Source organism: Dyadobacter ginsengisoli DSM 21015, from assembly GCF_059568735.1.
Map to the genome: position 1 here is coordinate 200,979 of NZ_JCANTY010000005.1, position 25,421 is coordinate 226,399.

Annotated in this window: 24 protein-coding genes; 6 read left to right on the top strand and 18 right to left on the bottom strand. The window is 50.2% G+C overall.

Going from position 1 to position 25,421, the window contains the following annotated elements:
- The first annotated feature begins 129 nt into the window (after positions 1-129).
- The gene (locus tag BP71_RS19380) at positions 130-2,082 is read left to right on the top strand and encodes a CocE/NonD family hydrolase (protein ID WP_496382202.1); all 1,953 of its coding nucleotides are present in this window, start codon (positions 130-132) and stop codon (positions 2,080-2,082) included.
- 36 nt (positions 2,083-2,118) lie between these two features.
- On the opposite strand, the gene BP71_RS19385 is transcribed toward BP71_RS19380, so the two are convergent.
- The 7 genes from BP71_RS19385 to BP71_RS19415 form a co-directional block, all read right to left on the bottom strand.
- Complete coding sequence (locus tag BP71_RS19385; RefSeq protein WP_496382204.1) at positions 2,119-3,510, bottom strand: tail fiber domain-containing protein; 1,392 nt, start codon at positions 3,508-3,510, stop codon at positions 2,119-2,121.
- An 18-nt stretch (positions 3,511-3,528) separates the two neighbouring features.
- On the bottom strand, positions 3,529-3,852 hold the full coding sequence (locus BP71_RS19390; protein WP_496382206.1) for a DUF8740 domain-containing protein: 324 nt from the start codon (positions 3,850-3,852) through the stop codon (positions 3,529-3,531).
- A 217-nt stretch (positions 3,853-4,069) separates the two neighbouring features.
- Positions 4,070-5,803, bottom strand: a complete 1,734-nt coding sequence (locus tag BP71_RS19395) for a HAMP domain-containing sensor histidine kinase (RefSeq protein ID WP_496382208.1) — start codon at positions 5,801-5,803, stop codon at positions 4,070-4,072.
- Between the two features lies 1 nt (position 5,804).
- Positions 5,805-6,923: a sensor protein KdpD gene (locus BP71_RS19400; RefSeq protein ID WP_496382210.1), complete on the bottom strand. Its 1,119-nt coding sequence runs from the start codon at positions 6,921-6,923 to the stop codon at positions 5,805-5,807.
- A 12-nt stretch (positions 6,924-6,935) separates the two neighbouring features.
- Positions 6,936-7,166 carry a hypothetical protein gene (locus BP71_RS19405; protein WP_496382212.1) on the bottom strand — a complete coding sequence of 77 codons (231 nt, stop codon included), beginning with the start codon at positions 7,164-7,166 and terminating at the stop codon, positions 6,936-6,938.
- Between the two features lie 5 nt (positions 7,167-7,171).
- Positions 7,172-7,534: a DUF7674 family protein gene (locus BP71_RS19410; protein ID WP_496382214.1), complete on the bottom strand. Its 363-nt coding sequence runs from the start codon at positions 7,532-7,534 to the stop codon at positions 7,172-7,174.
- 431 nt (positions 7,535-7,965) lie between these two features.
- Positions 7,966-8,526 (bottom strand): K(+)-transporting ATPase subunit C, encoded by a 561-nt coding sequence (locus BP71_RS19415; protein WP_496382216.1) that lies wholly within the window; start codon positions 8,524-8,526, stop codon positions 7,966-7,968.
- On the opposite strand from BP71_RS19415, the gene BP71_RS19420 reads away from it, so the two are divergent.
- Positions 8,525-8,836, top strand: coding sequence for a hypothetical protein (locus BP71_RS19420; RefSeq protein WP_496382218.1), 312 nt, complete (start codon positions 8,525-8,527; stop codon positions 8,834-8,836). The two genes, BP71_RS19415 and BP71_RS19420, sit on opposite strands and share 2 nt — an antisense overlap.
- Positions 8,833-9,099 carry a Txe/YoeB family addiction module toxin gene (locus BP71_RS19425; protein ID WP_496382220.1) on the top strand — a complete coding sequence of 89 codons (267 nt, stop codon included), beginning with the start codon at positions 8,833-8,835 and terminating at the stop codon, positions 9,097-9,099. The genes BP71_RS19420 and BP71_RS19425 overlap by 4 nt, the downstream gene beginning before the upstream one ends.
- A 2-nt stretch (positions 9,100-9,101) precedes the next feature.
- Here BP71_RS19425 and kdpB read toward each other — a convergent pair whose 3' ends face one another.
- From kdpB to BP71_RS19450, 5 genes are all read right to left on the bottom strand, one after another.
- Positions 9,102-11,141 carry a potassium-transporting ATPase subunit KdpB gene (kdpB, locus tag BP71_RS19430; protein WP_496382222.1) on the bottom strand — a complete coding sequence of 680 codons (2,040 nt, stop codon included), beginning with the start codon at positions 11,139-11,141 and terminating at the stop codon, positions 9,102-9,104.
- Positions 11,142-11,157: 16 nt separating this feature from the next.
- On the bottom strand, positions 11,158-12,846 hold the full coding sequence (gene kdpA / locus BP71_RS19435) for a potassium-transporting ATPase subunit KdpA (protein WP_496382224.1): 1,689 nt from the start codon (positions 12,844-12,846) through the stop codon (positions 11,158-11,160).
- Positions 12,847-12,859: 13 nt separating this feature from the next.
- Positions 12,860-12,937, bottom strand: a complete 78-nt coding sequence (locus tag BP71_RS19440; RefSeq protein WP_496383131.1) for a potassium-transporting ATPase subunit F — start codon at positions 12,935-12,937, stop codon at positions 12,860-12,862.
- Between the two features lie 277 nt (positions 12,938-13,214).
- On the bottom strand, positions 13,215-14,552 hold the full coding sequence (locus tag BP71_RS19445) for a sigma-54-dependent transcriptional regulator (RefSeq protein WP_496382226.1): 1,338 nt from the start codon (positions 14,550-14,552) through the stop codon (positions 13,215-13,217).
- Between the two features lie 60 nt (positions 14,553-14,612).
- Positions 14,613-15,038 carry a response regulator gene (locus BP71_RS19450; RefSeq protein WP_496382228.1) on the bottom strand — a complete coding sequence of 142 codons (426 nt, stop codon included), beginning with the start codon at positions 15,036-15,038 and terminating at the stop codon, positions 14,613-14,615.
- Between the two features lie 191 nt (positions 15,039-15,229).
- Between BP71_RS19450 and BP71_RS19455 the strand changes: the two genes are divergently transcribed.
- On the top strand, positions 15,230-15,847 hold the full coding sequence (locus BP71_RS19455) for a YceI family protein (protein ID WP_496382230.1): 618 nt from the start codon (positions 15,230-15,232) through the stop codon (positions 15,845-15,847).
- Between the two features lie 93 nt (positions 15,848-15,940).
- Here BP71_RS19455 and BP71_RS19460 read toward each other — a convergent pair whose 3' ends face one another.
- The 6 genes from BP71_RS19460 to BP71_RS19485 form a co-directional block, all read right to left on the bottom strand.
- Positions 15,941-16,705, bottom strand: a complete 765-nt coding sequence (locus tag BP71_RS19460) for an SDR family NAD(P)-dependent oxidoreductase (protein ID WP_496382232.1) — start codon at positions 16,703-16,705, stop codon at positions 15,941-15,943.
- A 93-nt stretch (positions 16,706-16,798) separates the two neighbouring features.
- Positions 16,799-17,707 carry a helix-turn-helix domain-containing protein gene (locus tag BP71_RS19465; protein ID WP_496382234.1) on the bottom strand — a complete coding sequence of 303 codons (909 nt, stop codon included), beginning with the start codon at positions 17,705-17,707 and terminating at the stop codon, positions 16,799-16,801.
- Positions 17,708-17,886: 179 nt separating this feature from the next.
- Positions 17,887-18,156: a UBP-type zinc finger domain-containing protein gene (locus BP71_RS19470; protein WP_496382236.1), complete on the bottom strand. Its 270-nt coding sequence runs from the start codon at positions 18,154-18,156 to the stop codon at positions 17,887-17,889.
- Positions 18,156-19,817, bottom strand: a complete 1,662-nt coding sequence (locus tag BP71_RS19475; RefSeq protein WP_496382238.1) for an NAD(P)/FAD-dependent oxidoreductase — start codon at positions 19,815-19,817, stop codon at positions 18,156-18,158. Before BP71_RS19475 ends, BP71_RS19470 begins: the two co-directional genes overlap by 1 nt.
- 35 nt (positions 19,818-19,852) lie before the next feature.
- Entirely contained in the window at positions 19,853-21,253 is a 1,401-nt protein-coding gene (locus tag BP71_RS19480; RefSeq protein WP_496382240.1) for an ATP-binding protein, read from the bottom strand.
- Positions 21,254-21,396: 143 nt separating this feature from the next.
- Positions 21,397-21,756 carry a hypothetical protein gene (locus tag BP71_RS19485; RefSeq protein WP_496382242.1) on the bottom strand — a complete coding sequence of 120 codons (360 nt, stop codon included), beginning with the start codon at positions 21,754-21,756 and terminating at the stop codon, positions 21,397-21,399.
- A gap of 131 nt (positions 21,757-21,887) precedes the next feature.
- Between BP71_RS19485 and BP71_RS19490 the strand changes: the two genes are divergently transcribed.
- Positions 21,888-22,643, top strand: a complete 756-nt coding sequence (locus BP71_RS19490) for a DUF72 domain-containing protein (protein WP_496382244.1) — start codon at positions 21,888-21,890, stop codon at positions 22,641-22,643.
- 20 nt (positions 22,644-22,663) lie between these two features.
- The gene (gene ligD, locus BP71_RS19495) at positions 22,664-25,363 is read left to right on the top strand and encodes a DNA ligase D (protein ID WP_496382246.1); all 2,700 of its coding nucleotides are present in this window, start codon (positions 22,664-22,666) and stop codon (positions 25,361-25,363) included.
- Positions 25,364-25,421: the final 58 nt, after the last annotated feature.

Genomic DNA, 25,421 nt, shown 5'->3' on the forward strand with positions numbered 1-25,421 from the left:
TAAACTTTTGCAAGAATGTTCAAGCCGCGCTGATCACTTAGCCAGCGGGTCGTGTTCATTCCTTTGCACGGAAAGCTGATGTAACCTATTTATGTTTAAATTGGGTTAAACAAAATTCATGATATAGCCTTGAACACTTTTATACTTTCCTTCTGCCTGCGTGGACGAAAGCATTCCTTATCCGGTCTGAGAATGCTTTGGCTGGTTTTACCGATCTTTGTCTTTATACAAAACGCTCGCGCCCAGACCAAGCCCAACGAAGATTCCCTTTACATCCGCCAGCACTACTCCAAGATCGAGCGGCAGATTCCGATGCGGGACGGGGTCAAGCTTTTTACTTCCATTTACATTCCCAAAGACATTTCGGCTTCCAAAACCTATCCCATGATGCTGAACCGCACACCGTACAGTGTGGCTCCCTATGGGGAAGATTTGTACAAAACATCGCTGGGACCAAGCATGCTGTTTGCCCGGGAAGGCTATATTATTGTTTATCAGGATGTAAGAGGAAAATACATGTCGGAGGGTGATTTCGAAGCCTACCGGCCATTTATACCCGTCAAAAAGGCTCAAACCGACGTGGACGAGAGTTCCGACACCTATGACACGATCGAGTGGCTGCTCAAAAATATCCCGGACAACAACGGCAAAGTAGGCAGCTGGGGCATTTCGGCGCCGGGTTACTATACCACCATGACAGCCGTGGAAGCGCATCCGGCATTGAAGATAGCGTCGCCGCAAGCACCGGTCACCGACTGGTTCATGGGCGACGACCGGCATCATAACGGGGCATTCTTTCTGATGGGCACCTTCGCATTCCTGTCCTCGTATGGTGCGCCACGGCCCGCGCCCACCCCCAAGGGAGCACCCCCGTTTTCCGCGTATGGCACGCCGGATTCCTATGAGTTTTACAAGAACATGGGACCTTTGAAGAACTTCAATGAACAGATTTTCAAAGGTCAGAACCGCATCTGGAACCAGATGATGGAGAATGAAACCTATAACGATTTCTGGAAAGCCCGAACGCCGGTGCCGCATTTGAAGAACATCAAACCGGCCGTCATGGTGGTCGGCGGGTGGTTTGATCAGGAAGATCTCTATGGCCCACTGAAAACCTATCAGGGCATTGAAAGCAAAGGGCCCAAATCGCCTAACCTGCTGGTAATGGGCCCCTGGATCCACGGTGGCTGGTCACGCGGGACGGGTGAATCGCTAGGTAACATTCGCTTTGGCTCCCAAACGAGCGCATTTTACCAGAAGGACATTGAACTGCCGGTATTTAATCATTACCTCAAAGACCAACCTGATCCCAACCTTCCCAAAGCCTATATTTTCGAGACCGGTTCGAACGAATGGCGAAAGTATGATCAGTGGCCACCCAAAAACACGGTCGAGAAGAAACTTTACCTCCATCCGGACGGCACCCTTTCATTCTCGCCAACCATGACGATCATGCAGGTGGGTGTAAAACCTTCTTTCCACGAATACCCTAGCGACCCGAATAAACCGGTGCCCTATACGTCGGAAGTCCGCATAATCCGCGGCAGCGATTTTATGTACGAAGATCAGCGTTTTGCTGCCACCCGCCCGGATGTGCTGGTTTATGAATCGGAAACACTAAAAGAGGATGTAACGATCTCGGGTAATGTCTTCGCCGATCTTTTTGTTTCGACAACGGGTACTGATGCCGATTTCGTCGTCAAACTGATCGACGTTTACCCCGGCGACGCGCCGAACGACAGCCCGGTAAACCCCAACATGAAAATGGGAGGCTTCCAGTTGCTGATACGTGGCGAGGTAATGCGCTCGAAATTCCGGAAAAGCTTCTCCAAACCCGAACCGATGACGCCGGGCAAGATCGAAAATGTGAGATTCGACATGCAGGACGCAGCTCACCGTTTCAAAAAGGGTCACAAAATCATGGTCCAGGTCCAGAGTTCCTGGTTCCCGCTGGTGGACCGTAATCCGCAAAAGTTTGTAAATATCTACGAGGCCACAGAAGCTGATTTCCAGAAAGCAAAACACAGGGTTTATTTGTCGGGTCAAGCGTCCTCGTATGTAGGGGTGCGTGTGGTGGAATAGTACAAAAAAGCAGCCCCGCATTTGCGGGGCTGTAACTTACTTACTTGCTCGGGCAGCATTTTCAGAATGGCCGCCTGTATCTTTTAATCCGGCGATCATCTTCTTCATTGCCTCCATTTCCCTTTCGAGGCGAGCCACTGCTTCATTCTTGTCATTCAGCTCTTTCACCGCTTCGATCAAATGCGGGATCAACCCGACGTAGTTCACCGATTTCAGGCCGCCTTTGTCTGTGGTAACCAGTTCCGGAAAGATTGCCTCCACTTCCTGCGCGATCACGCCGGTTTGCAAGGTTTGGTCTTTGGTTTTGTTTTTCCAGTGGTAGTGATAACCATCAAGACTCGACAATTTCGCCAGACTGCCGGACAACGGGGTAATATTCATTTTCAAACGACGGTCAGATGTATTGATCAGCTTTCCTTCCAGGTGGATGTCACCCTTTATTACTGCTTTTTTGTAGGCAACGAGCTCGTAGGTATATACACCATTTTTTGCTTCCAGATAACCATCCTCAGATATCGTTGCGACCCATCCGTGATTGATGTGGTACATTCCCATGGTCTTGTTAGAACTTATTCCCCAAAAGAACGTTGGTTTGTTCTGGTCATCGTTCATCCATATTCCAGGTGTTAAATTCGGATTGTGCTTCAATCTCATCCTGCTGCCGACATCAAGTATAAATTCCGGATTAATAGCATTATTGCCAATCCCAACATTTCCATTCCTCAAAACCGTCATGGCATTAGAGCGGCTTTCGTTACTAAACCCGTTTCCAATCTGAAAAAACCTGCTCAACGGATCAAACGAAGGATTCAGGCCGATCGGGTCCTGATTGTTATTAAAAGAGCCCAGAGCAACGCTTCCAAAAGCTCGCGCAACCGTTCCCGCCCCGATCGATACGGCGTGAGGGCCGGAAGCCATAGCGCCATCCGAGCCCATAGCCAATGAACGTTCACCGGGCGATTTGACTTCATAGCCTATCGCAGTAGCGCCTTTCCCGTCGGCAACAGCACTACGCCCAATGACAACCGCGTCTTCGCTATTCGCAAAAAGATTGGATCCGATTGCCACCGAATTGAGGCCGGATGCAAATGAAAATTTCCCCATCGCGATCGAACCTTCCCCCGATGCCTTGGTATTAAAACCCGTCGCAAATGAATTGACGCCGATGCCATTATGATCCCAGTAAGCAACACCATTCATGTCCAGCGATCCGGCGCGGAATGCACCCTTTCTGGGATACCAGATCAAATTGGCCCCAGCCTGCACATTGGAAAGGCTGGGCCCTGACCCAACGGTACCTTTCTGGACAATGGGATAATTATTCATCCATTGCTTTGCGATGAGGGAATAAGGGACACTGAGCAGTGGCGTGGTGCCCATGTCCGTGAAACTATCCGCATCACCATCGGTATCGATCTCGGTTTGCATGAAGTAGTCCTTGGATCCCTAGTCGATGTTCAGAAATGCATTGGTACCGACCACCAGGTTGAAAACACCGCTTGCATTGGTCTGGGGCGAGTTGGTTTGCTCATAAACAATCGGACCGCCGGGCGAGTCTTCATGGATCTTCACCCTGACCGAGACGGTGGCGGTACCGACAAGCTTGCCGTTGCCGTCGCGTGCTACACCCTGATAACTAAACTTGAACGGGTTTTGCGAGAATGCCGCGTGATGCAGCAATGTAAGCAGCCAGAACGCAATAAAAATCTTTCGGTTCCGGGGTAGCAAACGGTAAAGAGGGAGCAAAAAAGGCTTGGACAGGTTTACCATAATTTTCGGGATGGATTAAAATGTGACACTTGAATTTAGTGTCCGATGATAAGCATCCCGTGCAACAAGCCACATATCCGATATACGACCGGTCCTGCTTAAAAATCAAAAGGAAAACGCCATAAAACGCTGATTACAATACTTTTACTTTAATCAGAATAAGTTTCGAAGTATTCCTATACTACACTGCTGCACTGCCTTCGCGCAATGTCCGATATCAGCTATTCTTTTTCAAACCGATTGTAAAGATACTTCCGGCACCCAGCTCGCTCTCGACTGTGAGTGTACCATCCTGGGCTTCAATGAATTCACGACTAATGGCAAGCCCCAGTCCGGTACCTTCCTTGGTTGAACCGGGGACACGGAAGTACCGGTCAAAAATTTTGTCTTTATACTCCTGCGAAATACCCTGACCGTTATCCCTCACAGCTATTTTCACAAAATTCTGATCTTCTTCCAAACCAATGTGGATGTTGGAATGGTCGTAGGAATAGCGGATTGCATTGGAAATGAGGTTGGTCAGCACCCAGGCCGTCTTTTCGGAATCTGCCAGGACGCTGGTTTTCACCCCGTTTTCATCGACCAGCAACCGGATATCCCGGCTTTCGGCCTGCGTTTCATTGGCGGCGACGGCATAATGCAATATCTCCTGAGGCGAGGATCCGGCAATATTCAACTGGATCTTACCGCTTTCCACCTGAGTAATGTTCAGCAGCTCGCCGGTAATTTTCAGCAAACGGTCGGCATCCTCCCGAATGCTGTCGAGGAGGCCCCGCTGTTCATCATTGGTTTCACCCACCCGCTCGTTACGCAGGAGATCCAATGTAATTTTAATGGAAGAAATGGGCGTTTTCAGTTCGTGCGACACGTTCGCAATGAAATTAGTTTTGGCAAAATCAAGCTCTTTATAAGGTGTCACATTCCGCAAAATGATGACATGACCGATCGACCGGCTCGCCGACTCGCCTGTCGGGACAATGGAAATGTCAACATATTCCTTTTCAAAATAGCTTTCCTTGCCGTCGGCGTAGATTTTCATCGGTGCGGCCTCGCCATTCCCCTTTGTATCCGGCTCAAAAATGTCACGTACCAGTGAGCGGATCAGATCGTTATGTAAAGCCACTTTCGCAGCATCCCGACCGATCATTTCACCCGCTTTGAGCCCCGTGACATTGCGGGCCTCTTCGTTGGCGAAGATTATCGTCCGATGCTCATCCAACCCGATTACCGGATCGTGCATATTATCGATGAGCGTTTCAACCCGTTTCTTCTCGATCATCAGTTTGGCCAGGTTACTGCTATTGTATTCTTCCAGCTTCTCGGCCATGGTGTTGAACGACTGCGCCAGTTGCCCGTACTCGTCCCCACTGCCAAAGTGCACCCGCTCGGTATAGTTCTCGTTCGCAATCTGCCGGATACTCTCGGTCAATTCCCGGATCGGGTTTGCGATGTTTCCCGGCAGGTTGACAAACAACGTGAACGCGATAATGAAACACAGTGTACCTGTGATCCCGATCCAGACCATCGAACTTTTGGCAGTTTGACTGGCGATGTGGCTTTTGCGGCTGATCGCATCGAGGTTGATGCTCATAATTTCGGTCACGTCGCCGCGGATCTGGCCGATCAGCTGCTGATCCCGGACGTCTGTCGCCAGTCTTTCAAAATGACGGGTCAACTGGTCGGTCAGTTCTTTTTCTCCGATCTCGGTAACATTCTTTTGCTGTGCTTCCAGGTTCTTTTTGAACTGGTCGAGCGCCCCCGCGTGAATTTCCAGTTCGTCGAGCGCTCTAAGCATCTGCCGGGAATATACCAGAGAGTTATGGTTAGCCACGAGGATATTGCGGGAATCGGCTGATAACAGGCTGACCTGCCGGATGCCGACAACTGCCAGCACGGTGATCATCGCGAAAAGCAGCCCGATGCCCAGCCGTAATTTGGTTTTGATTTTCATTTCAGGAAAGTATTATGAGGTCAATGTCGGAAGAAGACATTTTATTTAAAAGTCCGTTGAACACATTCGTCGCCAGGATGACTTTGAAGAGGTTCAAATGCGGCTTTCCGATGCATATTGTCGTGATTTTATTCTTTTCGGCCACTTCCACGATCGTTTTGGCAATGCTGCTGTTCTCCATTTTGATCACATTGCCTCCCAGCTCGGTGGCCAGCTTGAAGTTATTGATCAGATGCCGCTGCTTGGCCAGCCCGATCCTGCTCGCCGATTCGCCCGGCGTTTGTACATACAGCAAAAACCAGTTGCTATGGTAGTAATTGGCGAGCCGGGCGGTTTTACGGATGACCTTACGCGCCGTCTTCTCATTACTGCTGATGCATACCAAAAACCGTTCGTGTTTCAGCGCCATACCCGGCTGGATCTCACTCTCTACCTTCCGTTCGACCTGCGATGCCACCTCTTTCAGGGCCAGTTCACGCAGTTGCAGAATATGTTGGGGTTTGAAAAAGTTCTGCAATGCGGCCTGGATCTTTTCCTCCCGATAAATCTTACCTTCTTTCAAACGGCTAATCAGCTCATCCGCGGTAAGGTCGATATTCACGACTTCATCAGCCATCCCCAGCACTTTGTCGGGAATACGCTCTGCCACTTCCACACCCGTAATTTCGCGTACTTCCTGGTTCAGGCTTTCGATGTGCTGGATATTTACGGCCGAAATCACATTGATCCCGGCATCGAGAATATCCAGCACGTCCTGCCAGCGTTTGGCATTCTTGCTGCCCTCGATATTGGAATGTGCTAGCTCATCGACGATCACCACTTCCGGGCGGAGGGTGATCACAGCCTGGACATCCAGTTCTTCCAGCTCCTTCCCTTTATAAAATAGCTTCCGCCTGGGTATTACCGGCAATCCTTCCAACAGATCGTGCGTTTCCTTGCGGAGATGGGTTTCGATATAACCGATCTTTACATCGATACCGGTACGCAATAACGCGTGCGCCTCCTGCAACATGCGGTACGTCTTACCGACTCCCGCACTCATTCCGATGTAGATCTTGAATTTGCCTTTCCTCGATTTTTTAATCAATTCAAGAAAGTGCTCCGCATTGCTGGCTTCCATGCTTTTCAGGGGTTACCGGTTAGGGTTGATATAAGAAAAGCCCACCCATATTCCGCCTCTCGTAACCGCTGCCACGGCGTTGCCTTCCCGCATTTTCTGTACAATACCCGCATGCGTCCTTTTGGAAATTCCGGATCCCCTGAGCAGCGCGGAATGTTCCATTTCTTCTGTAATCAGTCTGGTAAATTTTTCATCGTCTATTCCGGCGATGTGTATATCAATCGGATCAGGATCCTTTTTCATGGTTGTCAGCAATGGCTGTCATTCAATTGTTTCAAATGTATTTTATATAAAATATCGGGAATGATGTGTCCCGGTAGGCTGGTGATGTTCCGCCCTTTGGTCCAGACGGTGGCATAGACGAACACATTTTCGATCAGCAGCCTCACCATCATGTCGCCTTCCTGGTAGATGCGTTCCGCCAGCGCGAAGCATTGGCGAGCCGGTTCGAAATGCCGTTGCTCGATGGTGTTTTTAGTACAATCCGACAGGTAATGGATCGATGAATGGATAGAAACGAAAGTACGCGAAGATAATTCCGCACAATCCGCCCCCGCCAGGCGGGGAAGTTCATTTCGTAACAGGTTGATAATTTGTAATTGGGTAAACATTGCAATGTAGGGTTAGTGGCCGTTGCCGGCGTTGTCACCAGTAATCTCCGCCATTCAGCCAGCCATTGTTGGTGTTATCACCAACAGCGCTATTCAGCCATTCAGCCATTGTTGGTGTTGTCACCAACAATTGGCCGTCAGGTATGATACCTTTCTCAATTCAATGCAAAAGTCAGTGCTGTGGTCACGTAAGTTTTGTCCTTCGACAAATCCGACTGCCTCCTGCTAAAAATCGCATCGCGGCTATTCAGGAAATGGAGACACATTATTGCCGGTCGAATCCTGGGCATTAACGTGGGTGAAGGAGGCAATGGCAAGGGCACTCAGTAATACGGTTTTCATAAAATGGTCAATCTGTTCAATCATAGCCGCGCGGAAGAAAAAGGCACCGCCCGCTACGACGGCACTGGAAGCGGGCGGTGTCGATGGTATTATCGAAGCTGATCGAGCTCCAGGTTCAGTTTCAGCACGTTCACCTTTTCCGGGCCGAACATGCCGAGTAATGGCCCCTGAATATGGTCTGCTACCAGCTTTTTCAGACGGTCGCCGGGAATGTTACGAACCCGGGCAATTCGATCCACCTGCACCAGTGCCGCCTTGGCAGAAATATCGGGGTCCAGACCGCTCCCACTCGCGGTTACCAGTTCTACTGGAACCTGTGATGGCCTCACATCCGGGTTATGCACCAGGAATGTATCGATCCGTGCTTTCACCACGCCCAGGTACTCTTCGTTGGAAGGGCCCTTGTTGCTGCCACCGCTGCCGGCTGCATTATAACCCACCGCGGAAGGCCTGGAATTGAAGTACTTATCATCGGTAAACGACTGCCCGATATTGGCATAATAACGTTTCCCGTTCCGTTCGATTACCTCGCCTTTTCCATGGTTCGGAAACGCCTGGGCAATACCCAGGATCACCAGCGTGTACACGCCTGAGAAGAATAACAGCGTCACGATTGTCAACCGGATCGCTGGAAGAATGTGTTGTTTCATGGTTGGTTTAATTTTTTTATTTTTTGAGAAAAAAGAAAATCTTATGGAAGCTGTTTTGAGAATTCAATCTTCTGAATTCACTGATGAGTTGACAGAGAAAATCAAAGCATTGGTTCGTGGTAAAGAGAATTCAGAGATCACCATCAGCATTACCGACCAAGCTTCCGCAGGGATTCTCCGCAAAGAAACCCGTGAGGAGTATTTCGAACGTCTTGAAGAAGCCATCAATAATTTCGAAAAAGGTAACGTGGTAACTTTCAGCGGCGACTCTTTTGAACTTTTCAGCAAACACCTGGCTGAAAAGGGATGAAAAACACCATTATTGATCCTAGCGCATTTGAAGATCTTGCTCATTGGGCCAAGACCGATCCGAAACTGGTCAGGAAGGTATTCGAACTCATTACTGACATTCATAAACACCCTTTTGAAGGACTTGGTAAGCCTGAGGGATTGAAACATCAGTTTAAAGGATATTGGAACCGAAGAACCTCCGACGAGCATCGGCTGATTTACAAAGTCTTGACTTCCGTTGAGATATTCGTGCTGAGCGTCCATGGCCATTATGAGCAATAGCTTTAAAACCACACACTCACAACCAAATCAATCGCCTTGATCCCAACGAATGGCACCAGCACACCTCCCAATCCGTAGATCAGCAGATTCCTCCTCAGCAATGCACTCGCACCGATGGGTTTGTACGCTACACCTTTCAATGCCAGCGGAATCAATAAGGGGATAATCACCGCATTAAAGATAACAGCCGACAGGATCGCGCTTTCGGGGCTGTGCAAGCGCATGATGTTCAGGCCTTGCAACGCCGGAATGGAGGCGATGAACAAAGCGGGCACAATGGCAAAATACTTAGCAACGTCGTTGGCGATACTGAAAGTAGTGAGCGTACCGCGTGTCATAAGCAGCTGCTTGCCGATTTCGACAATTTCGATCAGCTTCGTCGGATCGTTATCCAGATCGACCATGTTGCCGGCCTCCTTGGCAGCTTGCGTACCGCTGTTCATCGCCACGCCTACATCTGCCTGTGCGAGGGCGGGTGCATCATTGGTACCATCACCCATCATCGCCACGAGCTTGCCTTTCTGCTGCTCGGCTTTAATGTAGTTCATTTTATCTTCGGGCCTGGCTTCGGCAATGTAATCATCTACCCCGGCCTTTTCCGCAATATATTTAGCAGTCAGTGGATTATCTCCGGTTACCATCACCGTTTTCACACCCATTTTACGCAGTCTTTCGAAACGTTCCTGAATACCCGGCTTGATAATGTCCTGCAACTCGATCACACCGATTACCTTCTCATTTTCGGCCACGACCAGCGGCGTACCGCCGTTGCTGGATATGTCCCTCACCTTATTGGCAATGTCCTCGGGAAACGCATTACCGGCTTTTTCACTGAGCCTGCGGATCGCATCCGACGCGCCTTTTCGAATGCGGGTATCCAGGTAGTCGACACCCGAGCTGCGGGTTTCGGCAGTAAATTCAATGAATGTAGGATTCTCGACCCGCAATTGGTCCGGATGAATGTCGGCGAGTTCGATGATCGACTTACCTTCCGGCGTTTCGTCGGCCACAGAGCTTAAGGCGGCCGCGGTAATGAAGTAACTTTTATCCACGCCTTTAGCCGGCCAGAAATTGGTCGCTTTTCTATTCCCGATGGTGATGGTACCTGTTTTATCCAGCAACAGGGTGTCGATATCGCCCGCCGTTTCCACCGCCTTACCGCTTTTGGTGATCACATTGGCACGCAATGCACGGTCCATACCGGCAATACCGATCGCGGAGAGCAACCCGCCGATCGTCGTCGGGATCAGACAGACGAAGAGCGAAATGAATGCGGCGATCGTAATGGGTGTATTTGCAAAATCACCGAATGGCTTCAGGGTGATGCATACGATGACAAAAACCAATGTAAAGCCTGCCAGAAGAATTGTCAATGCAATTTCGTTGGGCGTTTTCTGACGGCTGGCGCCTTCTACCAAAGCAATCATCTTATCCAGGAAACTTTCGCCCGGCTCGGTGGTCACTTTGACCTTAATGCGGTCGGAAAGCACTTTGGTACCACCGGTTACGCTACTTTTATCGCCGCCCGCCTCCCGGATCACCGGAGCCGATTCACCGGTAATGGCACTTTCGTCGATCGTCGCGAGGCCTTCGATGATTTCACCGTCGGTAGGGATAATATCGCCGGTTTCACAAAGAAAAATATGGCCTTTCCGCAGCTGCGATGATGGGACTATTTTAATCTCGTTGACATACATTTCACCTATTGTCTGTATCCACTTCGCGGGCGTTTCCTCACGCGTTTTCCGCAAACTGTTGGCCTGGGCTTTACCCCGTGCTTCGGCGATAGCTTCGGCAAAATTGGCAAAAACGAGCGTCAGGAAAAGGACCGAAAAGACGATCAGGTTGTACAACAAGCTGCCTTGCGTTTTTTCGCCACTCATGATCCACACATTCACGATCAGCATCACGAGCGTACCGATCCAGACTGTGAACATCACAGGATTACGGAACATAATTCTCGGATTCAGCTTCACAAAGGCTTGCGCCAGCGCCTCCCGTACGAGATCCCCCTGAAAGAGGGATGTATTTTGAGTTTTCATTTCTGATTTCAGTTAATTATTGCATTGAAAAATATTCGGCGATCGGCCCGAGGGTCAATGCAGGGAAGAAGGATAACGCAGTGATGATCGCGATCACGGCAAAAACCATGATACCAAATGTGCCCGTGTCGGTTTGTAGTGTACCCGCGCTCTCCGGAACATGTTTTTTGGATGCCAGAATGCCTGCAATGGCTACCGGACCGATGATCGGGATAAATCGGGAGAGAATCAGCACAATGCCGCAACTGATGTTCCACCAGGGCGTGTTGTCACCCAATCCCTCGAAACCACTGCCGTTATTGGCGGCGGAAGAGGTATATTCATAGAGCATTTCGCTTAACCCGTGGAAACCGGGATTGTTCAGTGTGCCGGCGGTCAGCTCGGGCATGGATACGCCTAATGCCGTGGCCGCCAGGATCAGCAGCGGGTGAAGCAGCGCGACGATCATCGCAATCTTCATTTCCCGTGCCTCTATTTTTTTACCCATAAATTCCGGCGTACGGCCCACCATCAGACCGCTGATAAAGACGGCCAGAATGATGAATATGTAAAAATTGAGAATACCCGCGCCAGCACCGCCGTAAAATGCATTGGTCATCATGGACAGCATTTGCGTCAACCCGGACACCGGCATAAAGCTGTCGTGCATGGAGTTAACGGAACCCGTGGAGATGACGGTAGTGGCTATACTCCAGTATGCCGAGGCCGTGGTTCCAAACCTGGTCTCCTTACCTTCCATCGCACCGGAAGACATATCAACGCCCATCCGTGCGATCTTTGGGTTACCGTTCAGTTCAGTGACAACGGTAGGGACCGTCAATAGCAGGAAGCCGAGCGTCATTACCCCGAAGATCATCCACGAAAGCCGCTTACGTTTGACATAATACCCTAATGCGAAAATCATGGCCAGCGGAATGATCATCTGCGCGAACATTTCAGTCATGTTGGTTGCATAGTTGGGGTTTTCGAGCGGGTGCGCCGAGTTAGCCCCGAAAAAACCGCCTCCGTTGGTACCGACGTGTTTGATCGGCACGAATGCAGCTACCGGACCCGTGGAAACCTGGACTGTGTCGCCCTGCAGGGATATCATGGTATCCTTGCCATCAAAAGTCATGGGTGTGCCGTTTGCAAGCAAAATGATCGCGATCACAAACGATACGGGCAGCAGGATCCGCGTGCAGGATTTTACCATCAGATCGTAGAAGTTACCGAGCTTGTCGGTAGTTCTCTCCTTCAATGCAATGATCACGACCGCAGCAGCTGCCATGCCCGTTCCGGCACTTACGAATTGCAGGAACATCAAAAACAACTGGCCCAGGTAGCTTACTCCGCTTTCGCCCGAGTAATGCTGCAGGTTACAGTTCACAACAAATGAAATGGTCGTGTTGAAGGCGAGTTCAGCCGATTGCGAGGGGTTGCCGTCGGGATTGAGTGGTAGCCAGCTCTGGTTCATCAGGACGAACATGCCGAAGAAAAACCAGACCATATTGATCGTCAGTAATGCGGACAAATGCTGTTTCCAGTTCATTTCAACGTTTGGCCTGATCCCGCTCAAACGGAAAAACCCTTTTTCCAAAGGGTTGAAAAGCGGGTCCAGGGGTGTTTTTTCTCCTCCGTATACTTTCGCAATGTATTGGCCGAACGGTACCGCCAATGCGACCGTAGCGACGAATAACGCGATAATGCCAAATAATTCAGTGTTCATTGATTTGGGTGTTTTAAAATTTTTCGGGCTTTACGAGCACATAGCACATGTACACGAAGACCAGTATCGAGACGATGAATAGCGGAAGCATGATTTCAGATCTTTTCGAAGTAGTGAACAGTTTTGTAAAAAAGAGCGAAGCTCAGTGCTCCGGCTCCCAGAAGAAGGATCGTTGTCATGATCAGAGTGATAATATTGTTTGACATGCCAGCACTATTGCCATCATTGTGCCCCGGCGCCACATTCTTGCACAATAGACTGTACAGCAATTAATTAAGCATTTACATTCCAAATGGGCACAAAAAAAGCCTATCAAAATGATAGGCCCGTTTATCACAATGGAATTCCGGTTGATAGAGATAAGGTGTTTAGAGCTTGTACTCGTCGACTTTGCGGTACAACGTAGCGACGCCGATTTCCAGCAGTCTGGCGGCTTCGGCCTTATTTCCGTTGGTGTAATTTAAAACCTTTTGCAAATGCAATTTTTCGGCGCTGGCGAGCGAGAATGCCGACATATTTTTGCCACTCTCCTGCCTGGGGTGCTGCATTTCGAAAGGTAGGCTCTCTACATCGAGCACAGGCCCATCGGTGAGGATCACACTCCGTTCGATGACATTTTTCAGCTCCCGGATGTTCCCGTTCCAGGGATTTTTTTCCAACGCTGCCACGAAATCCGGCGACAGCGTGCTGATTTTTTTGTTGGTTTTCAATGCAAACTGGGCAGCAAAACTGCCTGCCAGCGCTTCAATGTCCGAAGTGCGTTCACGTAAAGACGGCAATGTGATCTGGAATACCGATAACCGGTAAAACAGGTCGCTTCTAAACTCGCCGGTCTCGATCAGCTTGGGCAGGTCCCGGTGCGTGGCGGCGATCACACGCACATTTACCTTGGTAGCGTGCGTCTCGCCGATCTTGATAAACTCACCGGATTCCAGCACCCGCAGCAGTTTGGCCTGCAACTCCGGTGCCAGCTCACCGATCTCGTCCAGGAAAATCGTACCATTGCTGGCTTCTTCAAAAAGCCCTTTCTTGTCGCGCACCGCACCGGTGAATGCACCCGCCTTGTGTCCGAACATCTCGCTTTCGAGCAGGTCTTTTCCAAATGCCGAGCAGTTAATCGCCACAAATGATTTCTTAGCCCGGTTACTGGCCTGGTGAATGGATTGAGCGAATACTTCTTTACCGGTCCCGGTTTCACCCAGCAACAGAACTGTGGTGTCTGTGGGCGCTACACGTCTCGCGAGATCGATGCTGGCCTGCAATCTTTTGGACTTACCTATGATAGCATCAAAAGAATGTCTTTCCCCGAGCTGCTTTTCCAGGCTGATAACCCGGCGGTTGAGTTCGGCCTTTTCCATGGCCTTATACAAAAGCGGGATGATCTTGTTGTTGTCGTCACCTTTGGTAATGTAGTCGAATGCGCCGTTTTTGATGGCCTGTACACCGTCCGGAATATTGCCGTAGGCAGTGAGCAGGATCACTTCCGGGGAAGGGTATTTTTCTTTCAACAATTTCAGGAACTCCACGCCATTGCCGTCGGGCAGCTTTACATCGCAAAGCACGACGTCCGGCTCCGATTGATCCAGCTTTTTCCAGGCTGTTTTGACGTCACCTGCCTCGATCACGTCGAAACCTTCCAGCTTTACCACCCGGGCCATGAGGCCCCTTAGTTTTTCTTCGTCGTCGATGATCAGAACTTTTTTCATGGCTTGTTCTCTGCTTGTCTCCCGCGCGAACTGGCTGGGGCTCCGGCTTGAAAGCCGGCATTAATGGTATTGATTTGGATGGAGGCAGTATGACCAATAGTCGTATATGACCCTGATCCTCTTTTTGAGGTCTTCGAAACTGTTTTCTTTTTTGAAAAAGCCCTGGATTGTGGAGTCGTACGCTGTTTCGATCACCAGCGGATTATCTGCAGTGCTCAGGAACACGAACGGGATAGCCTTCCTTCGCAGATATTCGTTCTGATCGATTCGTTCGCGCAATTCCAGCCCATTCATGACCGGCATATTGATGTCGCAGATGATCACGAATGGCTGCTGCTGGGTCGTTTCCAGGTACAGCAGCGCTTCCAGACCGTTATTGAAAAACAATAGCTCGTTGGGTATGTCAAGCTCCTCAACGACGCTTTTGATTAAGAACTGGTCGTCGGCATCGTCCTCTATGGAAATAATAGGTCCTTTTACTGACATCGCCAGGTAGTATTAATGACTAAAATCTGGCTACAAATTAAAGCAATTATTGCTTCCGATTTCAATCGGCCCAAATTCCTCCCATAAATCCCCTCCGCGTAGTTTTTGATCCGTTTCACGTAGGCTACCAGCCATTCTTTGGACATAGTTTTGCAACGAAATCATTATCAGCCATGAAAACAAATCAAAACATGAAAAAACAATTTCTAACACTGTTAACACTTGCTACACTATTTACAGGTTGTACGGATCACGATGTATCGACCACCCGGTATCATTTGGACGACACCTCGGTAGCGGAATGGAAGGGGTATCTCAAAACCGGCTATTTCAATGAAGGGTCGATCGGGGTCGAGAGCAACAGTCTCATCATCGAGGACGGTAAAGTTAAAAGCGGTGCATTCACCATTCCGGTTTCCTCGATCATCAACTTTAACCTTCCCACCGAAGAGGTTAAGCATCAACTGGTTCACCACTTGCAAAGCCCTGATTTCTTTAATATGGCACTGCATCCGGACGTAACCTTCGAAATCACGGTCGTCGCCCCATTCTCTGGCAGCGGTGACGACGTGGTAAAAGATGCAAATTACCAGGTGGCAGGTCATTTAACGATGTTAGGTAAAAGTAACCCAGTCACATTCCCCGCCCGTATCGATATCAGCGGCGATTCTTTCAAAATGGAAGGAAAAGTCCGGATTGATCGTACTTTGTGGGGAATGACTTACGCCACGGAACCCGGCCTGCCGGATGATGCATCCATTAAGCCGGGTATCGATGTGCATTTGAAGCTGTCAGGGAAGAAAATGTAATGTGGTTGTTGGTGTTATCACCAACAACCTGCGGTGCGCCGTTGCCAATGCCGTGTTAGTTGACGCCGGCATTGACAACGGCATTGGTACTTTTCACAAAAACATCCCGCCCGAAACTTCGATCCGCTGCCCGGTGATCCAGCGCGAATCTTCCGAACAAAGGAATGCGATCACGCCGCCGATGTCGTCGGGTTGGCCCACACGGCCGAGTGCGGTAACGCTGCTGATGAACTCCGTCAGGCCCGGGTGTTTATCGAATGAATCGCTGTTGAAATCGGTATAGATGGCTCCCGGCGCCAACGCATTAACAGTAATGCCCCTGCTGCCCAGTTCCCTGGCCATATAGCGCGTCAACGTGTCGATCGCGCCCTTCATGGATGCGTATGCAGCATACCCGGGTGTGGAAAAGCGCGCGAGGCCGGTGGAGAGGTTCACAATCCGGCCACCGTCGGCGATCAGTGGCAGTGCTTTTTGAGAAAGGAAGTAAACCCCCTTGAAGTGCACGTTCATAAGGTCATCAAAATCCTCCTCGCTCGTTTGACCGAATGCCGAAGGACGGCTGATACCTGCGTTGTTTATCAAAAAGTCGAAGGAAGTCCGGTTCCATTTGTCCTTCAATATACTTGAAAGCTGTAAAAAGAAACCGTCAAAAGCCTTGACATCCGCGGTATCGAGCTGAACTGCCACTGCCTTTTGTCCCAGCGCTTCAATCACTGCTACCACTTCTTCCGCTTCTTGTTCCTTGCTGCGATATATCACGATCACGTCGTTCCCTTTTTCTGCCAGGCGCAATGCCATGTTTTTTCCCAAACCACGACTACTGCCGGTAACCAATGCTATTTTACTTGCTGATTCCATCTTTCTTATTGTTTAAAATTGATGGAACAAAGGTACCGGGCAGTATCCCGCCGGATTTGCGGGTTTCAAATCAAAACTTACGAAATTCAAATCTTACACCCGGAATGCGCGCGGGCTCAGTGTGGTGTGCTTCTTAAAAAGGTTATTGAAATGCGATGGTTCTTCAAAACCCAGACTGTATGCGATCTCCGACACATTCCAGTCGGTGTGTTTCAGCAGGATCTTGGACTCCTTGATAATCCGCTCGGTGATGAGCTCGGTAGTCGTTTTACCGGTTATCTCCTTCAAAACCTTATTCAGGTAATTCACATGGATTGAAAGCTGGTCTGCATAATCCTTGGCCGAGCGCAGGTTCAGCTTCTGGTGCGGCGGCTCTACGGGAAACTGGCGTTCAAGCAGTTCCACAAAAAGCGAAGAAACCCTTTTGTAGGCATTGGTTTCTGTAAACAAAGAGGTTGCAGGCTGCAATTTCTGCCCGAAATGGATCAGTTCGATCACATAATTGCGCAGCAGATCATACTTGTATGCGTAATCCGACTCGATTTCCCTGAACATCTTTTTGAAAATATACTTGATGTCCTCGATCTGCTCATCGGTAAGGAAGAAGATCGGATTACCACCCGGCCTGAACACCGGCAGTTCCCGCAGCCGCACACCACTATTGTCCTGCGTCAGGAAATCCTCGGAGAAGATGCAGAAAAAACCAGCCTGGTTATCGTCCTGGGGCACATAATTATAAGGGATCAGCGGAGTCGCGAAAAGCAATGCATTATGCTCGATATCAATAACCTTGTCCGCATATTCCGCGCGGTTGCGGCCAATAATCAGGCTGATTTTATAATAGGCCCGACGATTATAGGGCATGGCACGGTTCTTCGCAAACGCCCGGTAAAGTTCGTCCGTCCGGAAGATATTGAAATGCCCAACTTCCTTTTGAAGCGGTTCCGGGATCAGCTGGGAAGTGTCCTTATAGAACTGTTCGATAGTCGCCGTCTTCGTCATGCCATAAAGTTACGAAATTCAATCTTAGAAAAATGAAGGGAGGAGTATGAACGAGGGAGGACGAGGAGGATGGGGAGAATGGCGAGAATGGGGAGGATGAGGAGGATGGAGGAAGGGAAAGGTGACATTCGCTCTCCCTTCCTCCCTTTTCTCCATTTTCTCCCTTCCTCCCTTCCTTCTCACTCATACTCCACAAAAGATTCATCCGCATAGCACCAAAGCCATTTCTCGCCGGGCTCCGCCGATGATGCCACGGGGTGGCCGGTGCGGTGAAAGTGCTTGGTCATATGCTTGCCCGGCGAACTGTCGCAGCACAATGTGGCACCGCAGGTCTGGCAGGTGCGCAGGTGTACCCACCAGCCATCGGCCTTCCTGCATTCCTCACAGGCAAGTTCGGTCGCCACCTTAATCTCCTGAATATCGCTGATATGCTTACAAACCTGATCCATTATACTTCGCTTAAATATTGGTGAACAAAACTGATGGACATCGATCCTTCGCCTACTGCGGAGGTCACGCGGTTCATCGCGCCTGCGCGCACGTCACCCGCAGCAAAAATGCCGGGTGAGCTCGTTTCAAGCAGGTACGGATCACGGTCGACTTTCCAGATCTGCTTGAAATTGTCGTAATTCTTCATATCCCGGCCGGTTTCGATAAAACCTTTGGTATTCTTGATGATTTCCAGTCCTACCCAGTCGGTGTATGGCTTGGCGCCGATGAAGATGAACAGGGCGTCGGCGGGCACATCGCGTTCCTCGCCGGTATTGAGGTCTGTCAGCTTCAACCCTTCGAGGTGGTCGCTGCCTCTGGCTTCCACAATTTCCGTGCAGCCCAATACGCTGATGTTTTCGGTACCCGCAATCTGATCGATCAGGTAGGATGACATCGACGACGTCAGGTCGTTTTTACGGATCAGGATATAGACATTCCGGGCAAATTTGGACAGATACATTGCCGCCTGTCCTGCCGAATTACCTCCGCCGAGCACATACACATCCTTGTTTCCGCACGAGCTCGCTTCGGTACTCGCAGCGCCGTAATAAATTCCTTTTCCAGTAAAATCACCTATTCCCCGCGTTTCCAGTTTCCGGTAATCCACACCCGTCGTGATCACCACGGCTTTGGCGTTGATCTCCGCCCCGTCGCCCAACACGACGGTTTTATATTTATCCTTCAATTTAATCTCCTTCACAAACTGCGGTGAGAGGAATTCCGTACCGAACCGTGTGGCCTGGGTAATGGCGCGGCGCGTTAATTCTGCTCCGCTCAGGCCAGTCGGAAAACCCAGGTAATTCTCGATCCGGGAACTCGTTCCCGCCTGACCACCAGGTGCTTTCCGCTCGATCAGTAAAGTACTTAAACCTTCCGAAGCTCCGTACACCGACGCCGCCAGCCCGGCTGGTCCGGCTCCGATGATCACTACATCATAGATCTGCTGTTTTGTCTTGGGATTCAGACCGATACGGCCCGCAATGTCGATCAGCGACGGGGTTTTCAACAGCGAGCCATCTTCAAAAATAACGACCGGAAAATCGACCGGGCATAGATGGTTGTTTTCTGCAATCAGCCTGCCCGTGTCGTTCGACTCGGCGTCCAGCCATAGGTAAGGCACCAGATTTCCAGCCAGAAAGTCCTTGATTTCGTGCGCTTTGGGTGAAAACTGGTAACCTATTACTTTAATACCCTTGAAGTCGGGGCGGTAGTTACCCTGCCAGTCACGCAACAGCTCGTCGACGGCGGGGTATAGCTTTTCCTCCGGCGGATCCCAGGGTTTCATCAGGTAATAATCCAGCTGGACGTCATTGATAGCTTTAATCGCCGCCTCGGTATCGGAATAAGCTGTGAGCAGCACCCGTTTCGCGAAGGGGAACAGCTTCATCGCTTTTTGCAGGAAGTCGACACCCTGCATTTCCGGCATGCGCTGATCCGAAATGAACATTGCCACTTCGTCGCCCCGGTTCTGCAATTCGAGCAGGCTTTCAATGGCTTCGGCCACGGAAGTAGTACTTAATATCCGGTATTTATCACGGTAGTGGGCTTTCAGGTCACGGCTAATGGCCCTGAGCACCTGTGCGTCGTCGTCAATGGAAAAGATAATGGGCAAAGCCATAGGAGCTTTCTTTAAGAGATGGTTGAGAATTAAAATTATCCATTAAATGGGAAACAAACCAGAAATTCGGTGCGGCCCGGCTGTGAATGCAACGTAACGGTGCCATTATGCTGCTTCACGATGCGGGACACCACGTCCAGTCCCAGCCCGGTGCCTTTCCCCACCGATTTAGTCGTAAAAAAAGGGTCGAAGACCTTCGAACGGATTTCCGCCGGCACGCCCGGACCATTGTCGCAGATCGTCACCTTTACAAATTCCTTATCACGCCGGGTGATAATGGTCAATTCAGCGGCCGTCTGGTTTTCCAACGCATCGATCGCATTGTCAATCAGGTTCGTCCACACCTGGTTCAGCTCGCCTACCATCGCTTTCACGGGAGGCAATGTCAGGTCAAAATCTTCGGTGACCTTGATGTTGCCCTTTTTTAGCTTGTAGTTCAGCATGATCAGCGTATTGCGGATGCCAATGTGAATATCGACCACCTCGCGCTCACCCCCGCGGTCCATATGCGTGAATGTCTTTACCGAGCCTACGAGCTCGGCGATGCGCTTCGAAGCTTCCTGAATGTCCGCCACCATGCGTTCCGTGGTCAGGCTGTTGTTGATCCACGTGAGTACCGGCGAGAGGTCTTTTTGATTGATCTTGCTTTTCAGTTCTTCCAGGTCATCTTCACCCACACCAAACTCAACAAGGTTATCCGCAATGTCGTCGCATCCCTCGATCTGGTGAACATCCAGCCAATCCAGGATCTCGTCTTCCTTCTCCGACCGTTTCATCATCGAAAGTACCGGACGGTTGACATTACTGAGCAGGCTCACCATTTTGCCGTTGATCAGGTCGATCTCGTTATCCGACAAATGGATCGACAGCAGCGACCGGAACGAATCCGGCTGCATCAGCAAATGCTGTTTCAGCGAAGCCGAACTGCGCACAATGGCAGCAGCCGGGTTATTGAGCTCGTGCGCCAGACCGGCCGAGAGCTTACCCAATGCCATCATCTTTTCGTTCTGCTGTTCCAGCTCGGTAAACTCGCGTACCCGTGACGTCATCACGATCACGAGCGCCTGCGTGAGCTCATAATGCGAGATGATCAGTTCTTTCAACAGCTCTTTGGGGAACGTCATCAACTGTGTCGTTTCGAGGCACACGCCGTATGCTATCCCGACTTTCCCCCGCGAAAAAGGAAGGATACCGGTAACAGCGCCCGGCAAGAGCTGCGAGATTACATGCTTGGCATTGTTCTGTACCCGGTACAGTTCGATACGCCCGGAAAAGATAATATGCGTTCCGGAAATCGGTTCGCCGGGACGGGTCATCAGCTCGCCTTCCTGGATTTCATAATGCTGGCTGCGGTCGATCATCCATTGCAGCTGGCTCTCAGGAACATCCTTAAAAACTTCAATGGCCTGCAAGTCTTTTACAGTGATATCTTTCATACGGAGAAAGCGTTGGTAGTTTCGTCAAAGCGCCCAATTTCGAAATAAATCGGCATTTAGGCGGATTTTTTTGGTTAAACCTGCCGAAATAGACTTTGAAGCACACTCGGGGCCATGAATCGAAATCTACCCACCAGACCGGCTCATACAATACCCCCTGTTACCACCCGGCTATAAATCTTGTATTCCGGCAAACCTCCCATGCCTTCCGCCATGCTGATTTCTACCCAGTCGCGATTGTTCGGATGCACGAATGCGCCGTTACACGCAGGGAATAGTTGTTTCAAACGTTCAAAGGACTCAGCTTCCAGGTTGATCTCCTCATGCCCCAGCTCGGTGGAAAGGTAATACCCCGTACATAGCCCCAGTGAAGTTTCAAACTCAATTTTAACCATACTCCCCACGATCTCCTGCTGCATAATCTCGAGAACGACCTCCTCGCGCAGGTCATCCGCTGTGCCTAATGTCTCTTCCTGGTCTCCCAGGATATCTATAACTGCCATTTGATGTGATTAAAAGGTGATTGGTTCCCGGTGAGAACTCAAAAACCATTCCCTGTTATCCGCCTGATAGTTTCCGGCCCCGGCGGTACGATTATTGCATTCCGAAGCCGTACAGCAAACTGAAAGTGAAAGTGGAGCGAAACATACACATCGGCACCTCGGGATGGAGTTACAAACACTGGAAAAGTATTTTTTACCCCAAAGACGTGGAAGCAGCGGACTATCTCGCATTTTACGCCAAACATTTTCATGTTGCTGAGATCAATAACAGCTTTTACCGGCTGCCACAGCAGGGTACTGTTGAAAAATGGGTCAATAGCGTCCCGAAAGACTTCATTTTCTGCCCTAAAATGAGCAGATATCTGAGTCATCTCAAGAAACTCCACGATCCGGAAGAGCCGCTTGAGCGCTTTTTCAAAATATTCGAGCCATTTCAAAAGCATCTGGGCCCCGTACTGGTACAACTCCCGGCCAATGCGCCTTTTCATGAAGACCTGGTCGCGCCATTCTACGAAATCCTGCAACGCGATTACAGCGAATACCGGTTTGCACTGGAAGTACGCCACCCTTCGTGGTTCAGCGAGGCGAGCATCCGGTTGATGAAAAAGTACGAGATTACGCTAGTCTTCGCCCAATCGGATCGCTACCCTTACCACGAGGAGGCCACCGCCAAAGACATTTACGTCCGCTTTCACGGACCGCATTCCCTGTACAGCTCGTCCTACTCCGACGAAATACTGGAAAACTACGCCGCCAAGTTCATCGACTGGATCGACAAAGGCCACCAGGTCTGGGCATTTTTCAACAACGATGTCGGCGGCCATGCTTTAAACAATGCCAGAACATTAGGGAAAATGATCGCCGGAACAGCAGTACCCGTACATTAACTACTCAACCAATTTTAACCATGGGCCTCACCAAATACAACGAGAAACGCGCCTTTGAACGCACTCCCGAACCTAAAGGCGGTAAAGCCGGCAAAGATGAACTGATTTTCGTGATCCAGAAGCACGACGCCAGCAGGCTACATTATGATTTCCGCCTGGAAATGGATGGTGTGCTCAAAAGCTGGGCTGTACCCAAAGGCCCATCCACGGACCCGTTGGTGAAACGGCTGGCGATGATGGTGGAGGACCACCCTTACGATTATAAGGATTTTGAAGGCATCATACCCGAAGGCAATTATGGCGCCGGTACCGTCATGGTCTGGGATTTTGGCACTTACGAACCTTTGGAGGAAGTGGAAGGAAAAAAAGGCAAGGAAAAAATGCTGTTGAAAGAACTGCGTTCAGGTTCACTGAAATTCAGGCTGCATGGCAAAAAGCTGAAAGGAGAATTTGCGTTGGTAAAAACAAAAGGCATGGAGGAGAATGCCTGGCTGCTGATCAAGCACCGCGACAAATATGCCTCGGAGGAGGATATTACTGAAAAAGACCGGTCAGCAGTGTCCCGGAAAACATTGGAAGGCATCGAAAAAAGTGCCGACCATGTCTGGATCAGCGATCACGACGAGGGCAAATCCGCAAAACCCGCAAAAAAACGCGCTAAAAGCGCAGCCCGGGAACCGGCTGAAAGCGACAAGGCTGAAAAAAAAAGTCCGGAGCCCGACATAACAGCAATCCTGCGAAAGGGTAAGAAACAAAAATTTCCGAATGGCTTACAACCGATGCTGGCGACACTGGTAAACGAACCGTTCGACGACGACGCCTGGGAGTTTGAAGTCAAATGGGATGGCTACCGGGCATTGGCATACCTGCAAAACGGTGACGTAAGCCTGCAATCAAGGAACAAGAAATCGTTCGATGACAAATTTTACCCGATATACCAGCAGCTTTCCCAATGGAAAATCAATGCCGTGCTGGATGGGGAAATCGTAGTGATCAACGACAAAGGCCATTCCGACTTCAACGCATTGCAGAACTGGCGAAGCGAGGCCGACGGCGAGTTGGTATTCTATGTTTTCGACGTCCTTTGGCTGGAAGGCAAGAGCCTCGTGCATTTACCATTATCCGAACGAAAAGCTATTCTGAAGCGCATCGTAGACGAAAGCAGCCCCGTTCAGTTGGGATACAGCATCGAAGCCGAAGGCAAAGCTTTTTTTGATGCGGCTAAAAAAATGGGGCTGGAAGGCATTATCGCCAAGAAGTCGGACAGCGAATACTATCCGGGCATCCGCTCCCGCGACTGGCTTAAAGTCAAGATCAATAAGCGGCAGGAAGTGATCATCGCCGGCTACACCCTGAACGACGACTCCCCCAAGCCATTCAGCGCACTCCTGCTCGCTGCTTACGAAAATGGCGAGCTGCGCTATGTGGGCAAGGTGGGCACCGGCTTCAAAGAAAAGCAACAAAAGGAAATGCTGGCGCTCTTCAAACCATTGGTTACTCCCAAAAGCCCCTTTAAAGAAACACCGGACTATAACAAACCGTCGCGTTTCAGGCCCAACCCGCCGCACGCCAATGTCACCTGGCTGAAACCCGAACTCGTGTGTGAGATCAGCTTTACAGAAGTGACCGCCGATGGCGTTTTCCGGCACCCGTCCTTCGAAGGAATGCGGGAAGACAAGTCGGCCAAAGAAGTAGTTCGCGAGATCGAGAAGTCAACGGAAGAGGTAGTCGAAGAGACTGAAAACACTCATGAGGAAATTATCAGCAAGCCGGACAAGGCAAAAAGGAAAACATTGCTGAACCCCAAAGAGGAGACGCAGGTTCGTAAGATTGGCGGCCGTGAAGTGAAGTTTTCGAATCTGGGCAAGCTTTACTGGCCGGAAGACAAGATCACCAAACGCGATCTGATCAACTATTATTACCAGGTAGCTCCCTTTATTCTACCCTATCTGGAAAACCGTCCGCTTTCTTTGAACCGGTTTCCCAACGGCATTCACGGAAAGAGTTTTTACCAGAAAGACGTCACCGGCAAGGTTCCGGACTGGATCGGGACGTTCCCTTATACCTCGGAAGGAGAGCAGAAGAACTTCATGCTCTGCAACGACGAAGCAACGCTGCTCTACATGGCCAACCTTGGTGCCATTGATGTGAATCCCTGGAACAGCCGCATTGAAAAGCCCGATAATCCCGACTGGTGCCTGCTCGACCTCGATCCCGACACCAGTAATACCTTCGGACAGGTGATCGAAACTGCCCAGACCATCAAAAAATTGCTGGATTCACTCGGTGTACCTGCCTACTGCAAAACTTCCGGCTCCACAGGCCTGCATATCTACATCCCGCTCGGCGCAAAATACTCGTACGATCAGTGCCAGCTCTTCGCCGAATGGGTGGCGGGACAGGCCCAGCAGCAACTTCCCGACTTTACCAGCGTGGAACGGCTGACCAAAAACCGCAAAGGCAAATTATACATCGACTATCTGCAAAACAGGCCAAAGGCCACATTGGCCGCCCCTTATGCCGTCCGGCCCAAACCAGGTGCCACCGTGTCTATGCCCCTGCATTGGGAAGAGGTCAGAAAGGGACTCGCACTGAAAGACTTCACGATTCACAACGCGACCGCCCGGATACAGCGCGAAGGCGATCTCTTCCAACCCGTTTTAGGCGAGGGCATCGATCTGGAAGAGGTGATCGGAAAGATTGATGTCACCACCGGTTGAAAGTCAAAATCCTCGTAGTTTATATCAATAAATAACCAGCTCAACCTGCATTGTAGTA

Coding starts and splice junctions, on each gene's coding strand:
- BP71_RS19385 (WP_496382204.1), bottom strand. CDS start 3,510: ATGCAAACCGAGATCGATACCGATGGTGATGCGGATAGTTTCACGGAC.
- BP71_RS19390 (WP_496382206.1), bottom strand. CDS start 3,852: ATGGTAAACCTGTCCAAGCCTTTTTTGCTCCCTCTTTACCGTTTGCTA.
- BP71_RS19395 (WP_496382208.1), bottom strand. CDS start 5,803: ATGAAAATCAAAACCAAATTACGGCTGGGCATCGGGCTGCTTTTCGCG.
- BP71_RS19400 (WP_496382210.1), bottom strand. CDS start 6,923: ATGGAAGCCAGCAATGCGGAGCACTTTCTTGAATTGATTAAAAAATCG.
- BP71_RS19405 (WP_496382212.1), bottom strand. CDS start 7,166: ATGAAAAAGGATCCTGATCCGATTGATATACACATCGCCGGAATAGAC.
- BP71_RS19410 (WP_496382214.1), bottom strand. CDS start 7,534: ATGTTTACCCAATTACAAATTATCAACCTGTTACGAAATGAACTTCCC.
- BP71_RS19420 (WP_496382218.1), top strand. CDS start 8,525: ATGGTTGGTTTAATTTTTTTATTTTTTGAGAAAAAAGAAAATCTTATG.
- BP71_RS19415 (WP_496382216.1), bottom strand. CDS start 8,526: ATGAAACAACACATTCTTCCAGCGATCCGGTTGACAATCGTGACGCTG.
- BP71_RS19425 (WP_496382220.1), top strand. CDS start 8,833: ATGAAAAACACCATTATTGATCCTAGCGCATTTGAAGATCTTGCTCAT.
- kdpB (WP_496382222.1), bottom strand. CDS start 11,141: ATGAAAACTCAAAATACATCCCTCTTTCAGGGGGATCTCGTACGGGAG.
- kdpA (WP_496382224.1), bottom strand. CDS start 12,846: ATGAACACTGAATTATTTGGCATTATCGCGTTATTCGTCGCTACGGTC.
- BP71_RS19440 (WP_496383131.1), bottom strand. CDS start 12,937: ATGCTTCCGCTATTCATCGTCTCGATACTGGTCTTCGTGTACATGTGC.
- BP71_RS19445 (WP_496382226.1), bottom strand. CDS start 14,552: ATGAAAAAAGTTCTGATCATCGACGACGAAGAAAAACTAAGGGGCCTC.
- BP71_RS19450 (WP_496382228.1), bottom strand. CDS start 15,038: ATGTCAGTAAAAGGACCTATTATTTCCATAGAGGACGATGCCGACGAC.
- BP71_RS19455 (WP_496382230.1), top strand. CDS start 15,230: ATGAAAAAACAATTTCTAACACTGTTAACACTTGCTACACTATTTACA.
- BP71_RS19460 (WP_496382232.1), bottom strand. CDS start 16,705: ATGGAATCAGCAAGTAAAATAGCATTGGTTACCGGCAGTAGTCGTGGT.
- BP71_RS19465 (WP_496382234.1), bottom strand. CDS start 17,707: ATGACGAAGACGGCGACTATCGAACAGTTCTATAAGGACACTTCCCAG.
- BP71_RS19470 (WP_496382236.1), bottom strand. CDS start 18,156: ATGGATCAGGTTTGTAAGCATATCAGCGATATTCAGGAGATTAAGGTG.
- BP71_RS19475 (WP_496382238.1), bottom strand. CDS start 19,817: ATGGCTTTGCCCATTATCTTTTCCATTGACGACGACGCACAGGTGCTC.
- BP71_RS19480 (WP_496382240.1), bottom strand. CDS start 21,253: ATGAAAGATATCACTGTAAAAGACTTGCAGGCCATTGAAGTTTTTAAG.
- BP71_RS19485 (WP_496382242.1), bottom strand. CDS start 21,756: ATGGCAGTTATAGATATCCTGGGAGACCAGGAAGAGACATTAGGCACA.
- ligD (WP_496382246.1), top strand. CDS start 22,664: ATGGGCCTCACCAAATACAACGAGAAACGCGCCTTTGAACGCACTCCC.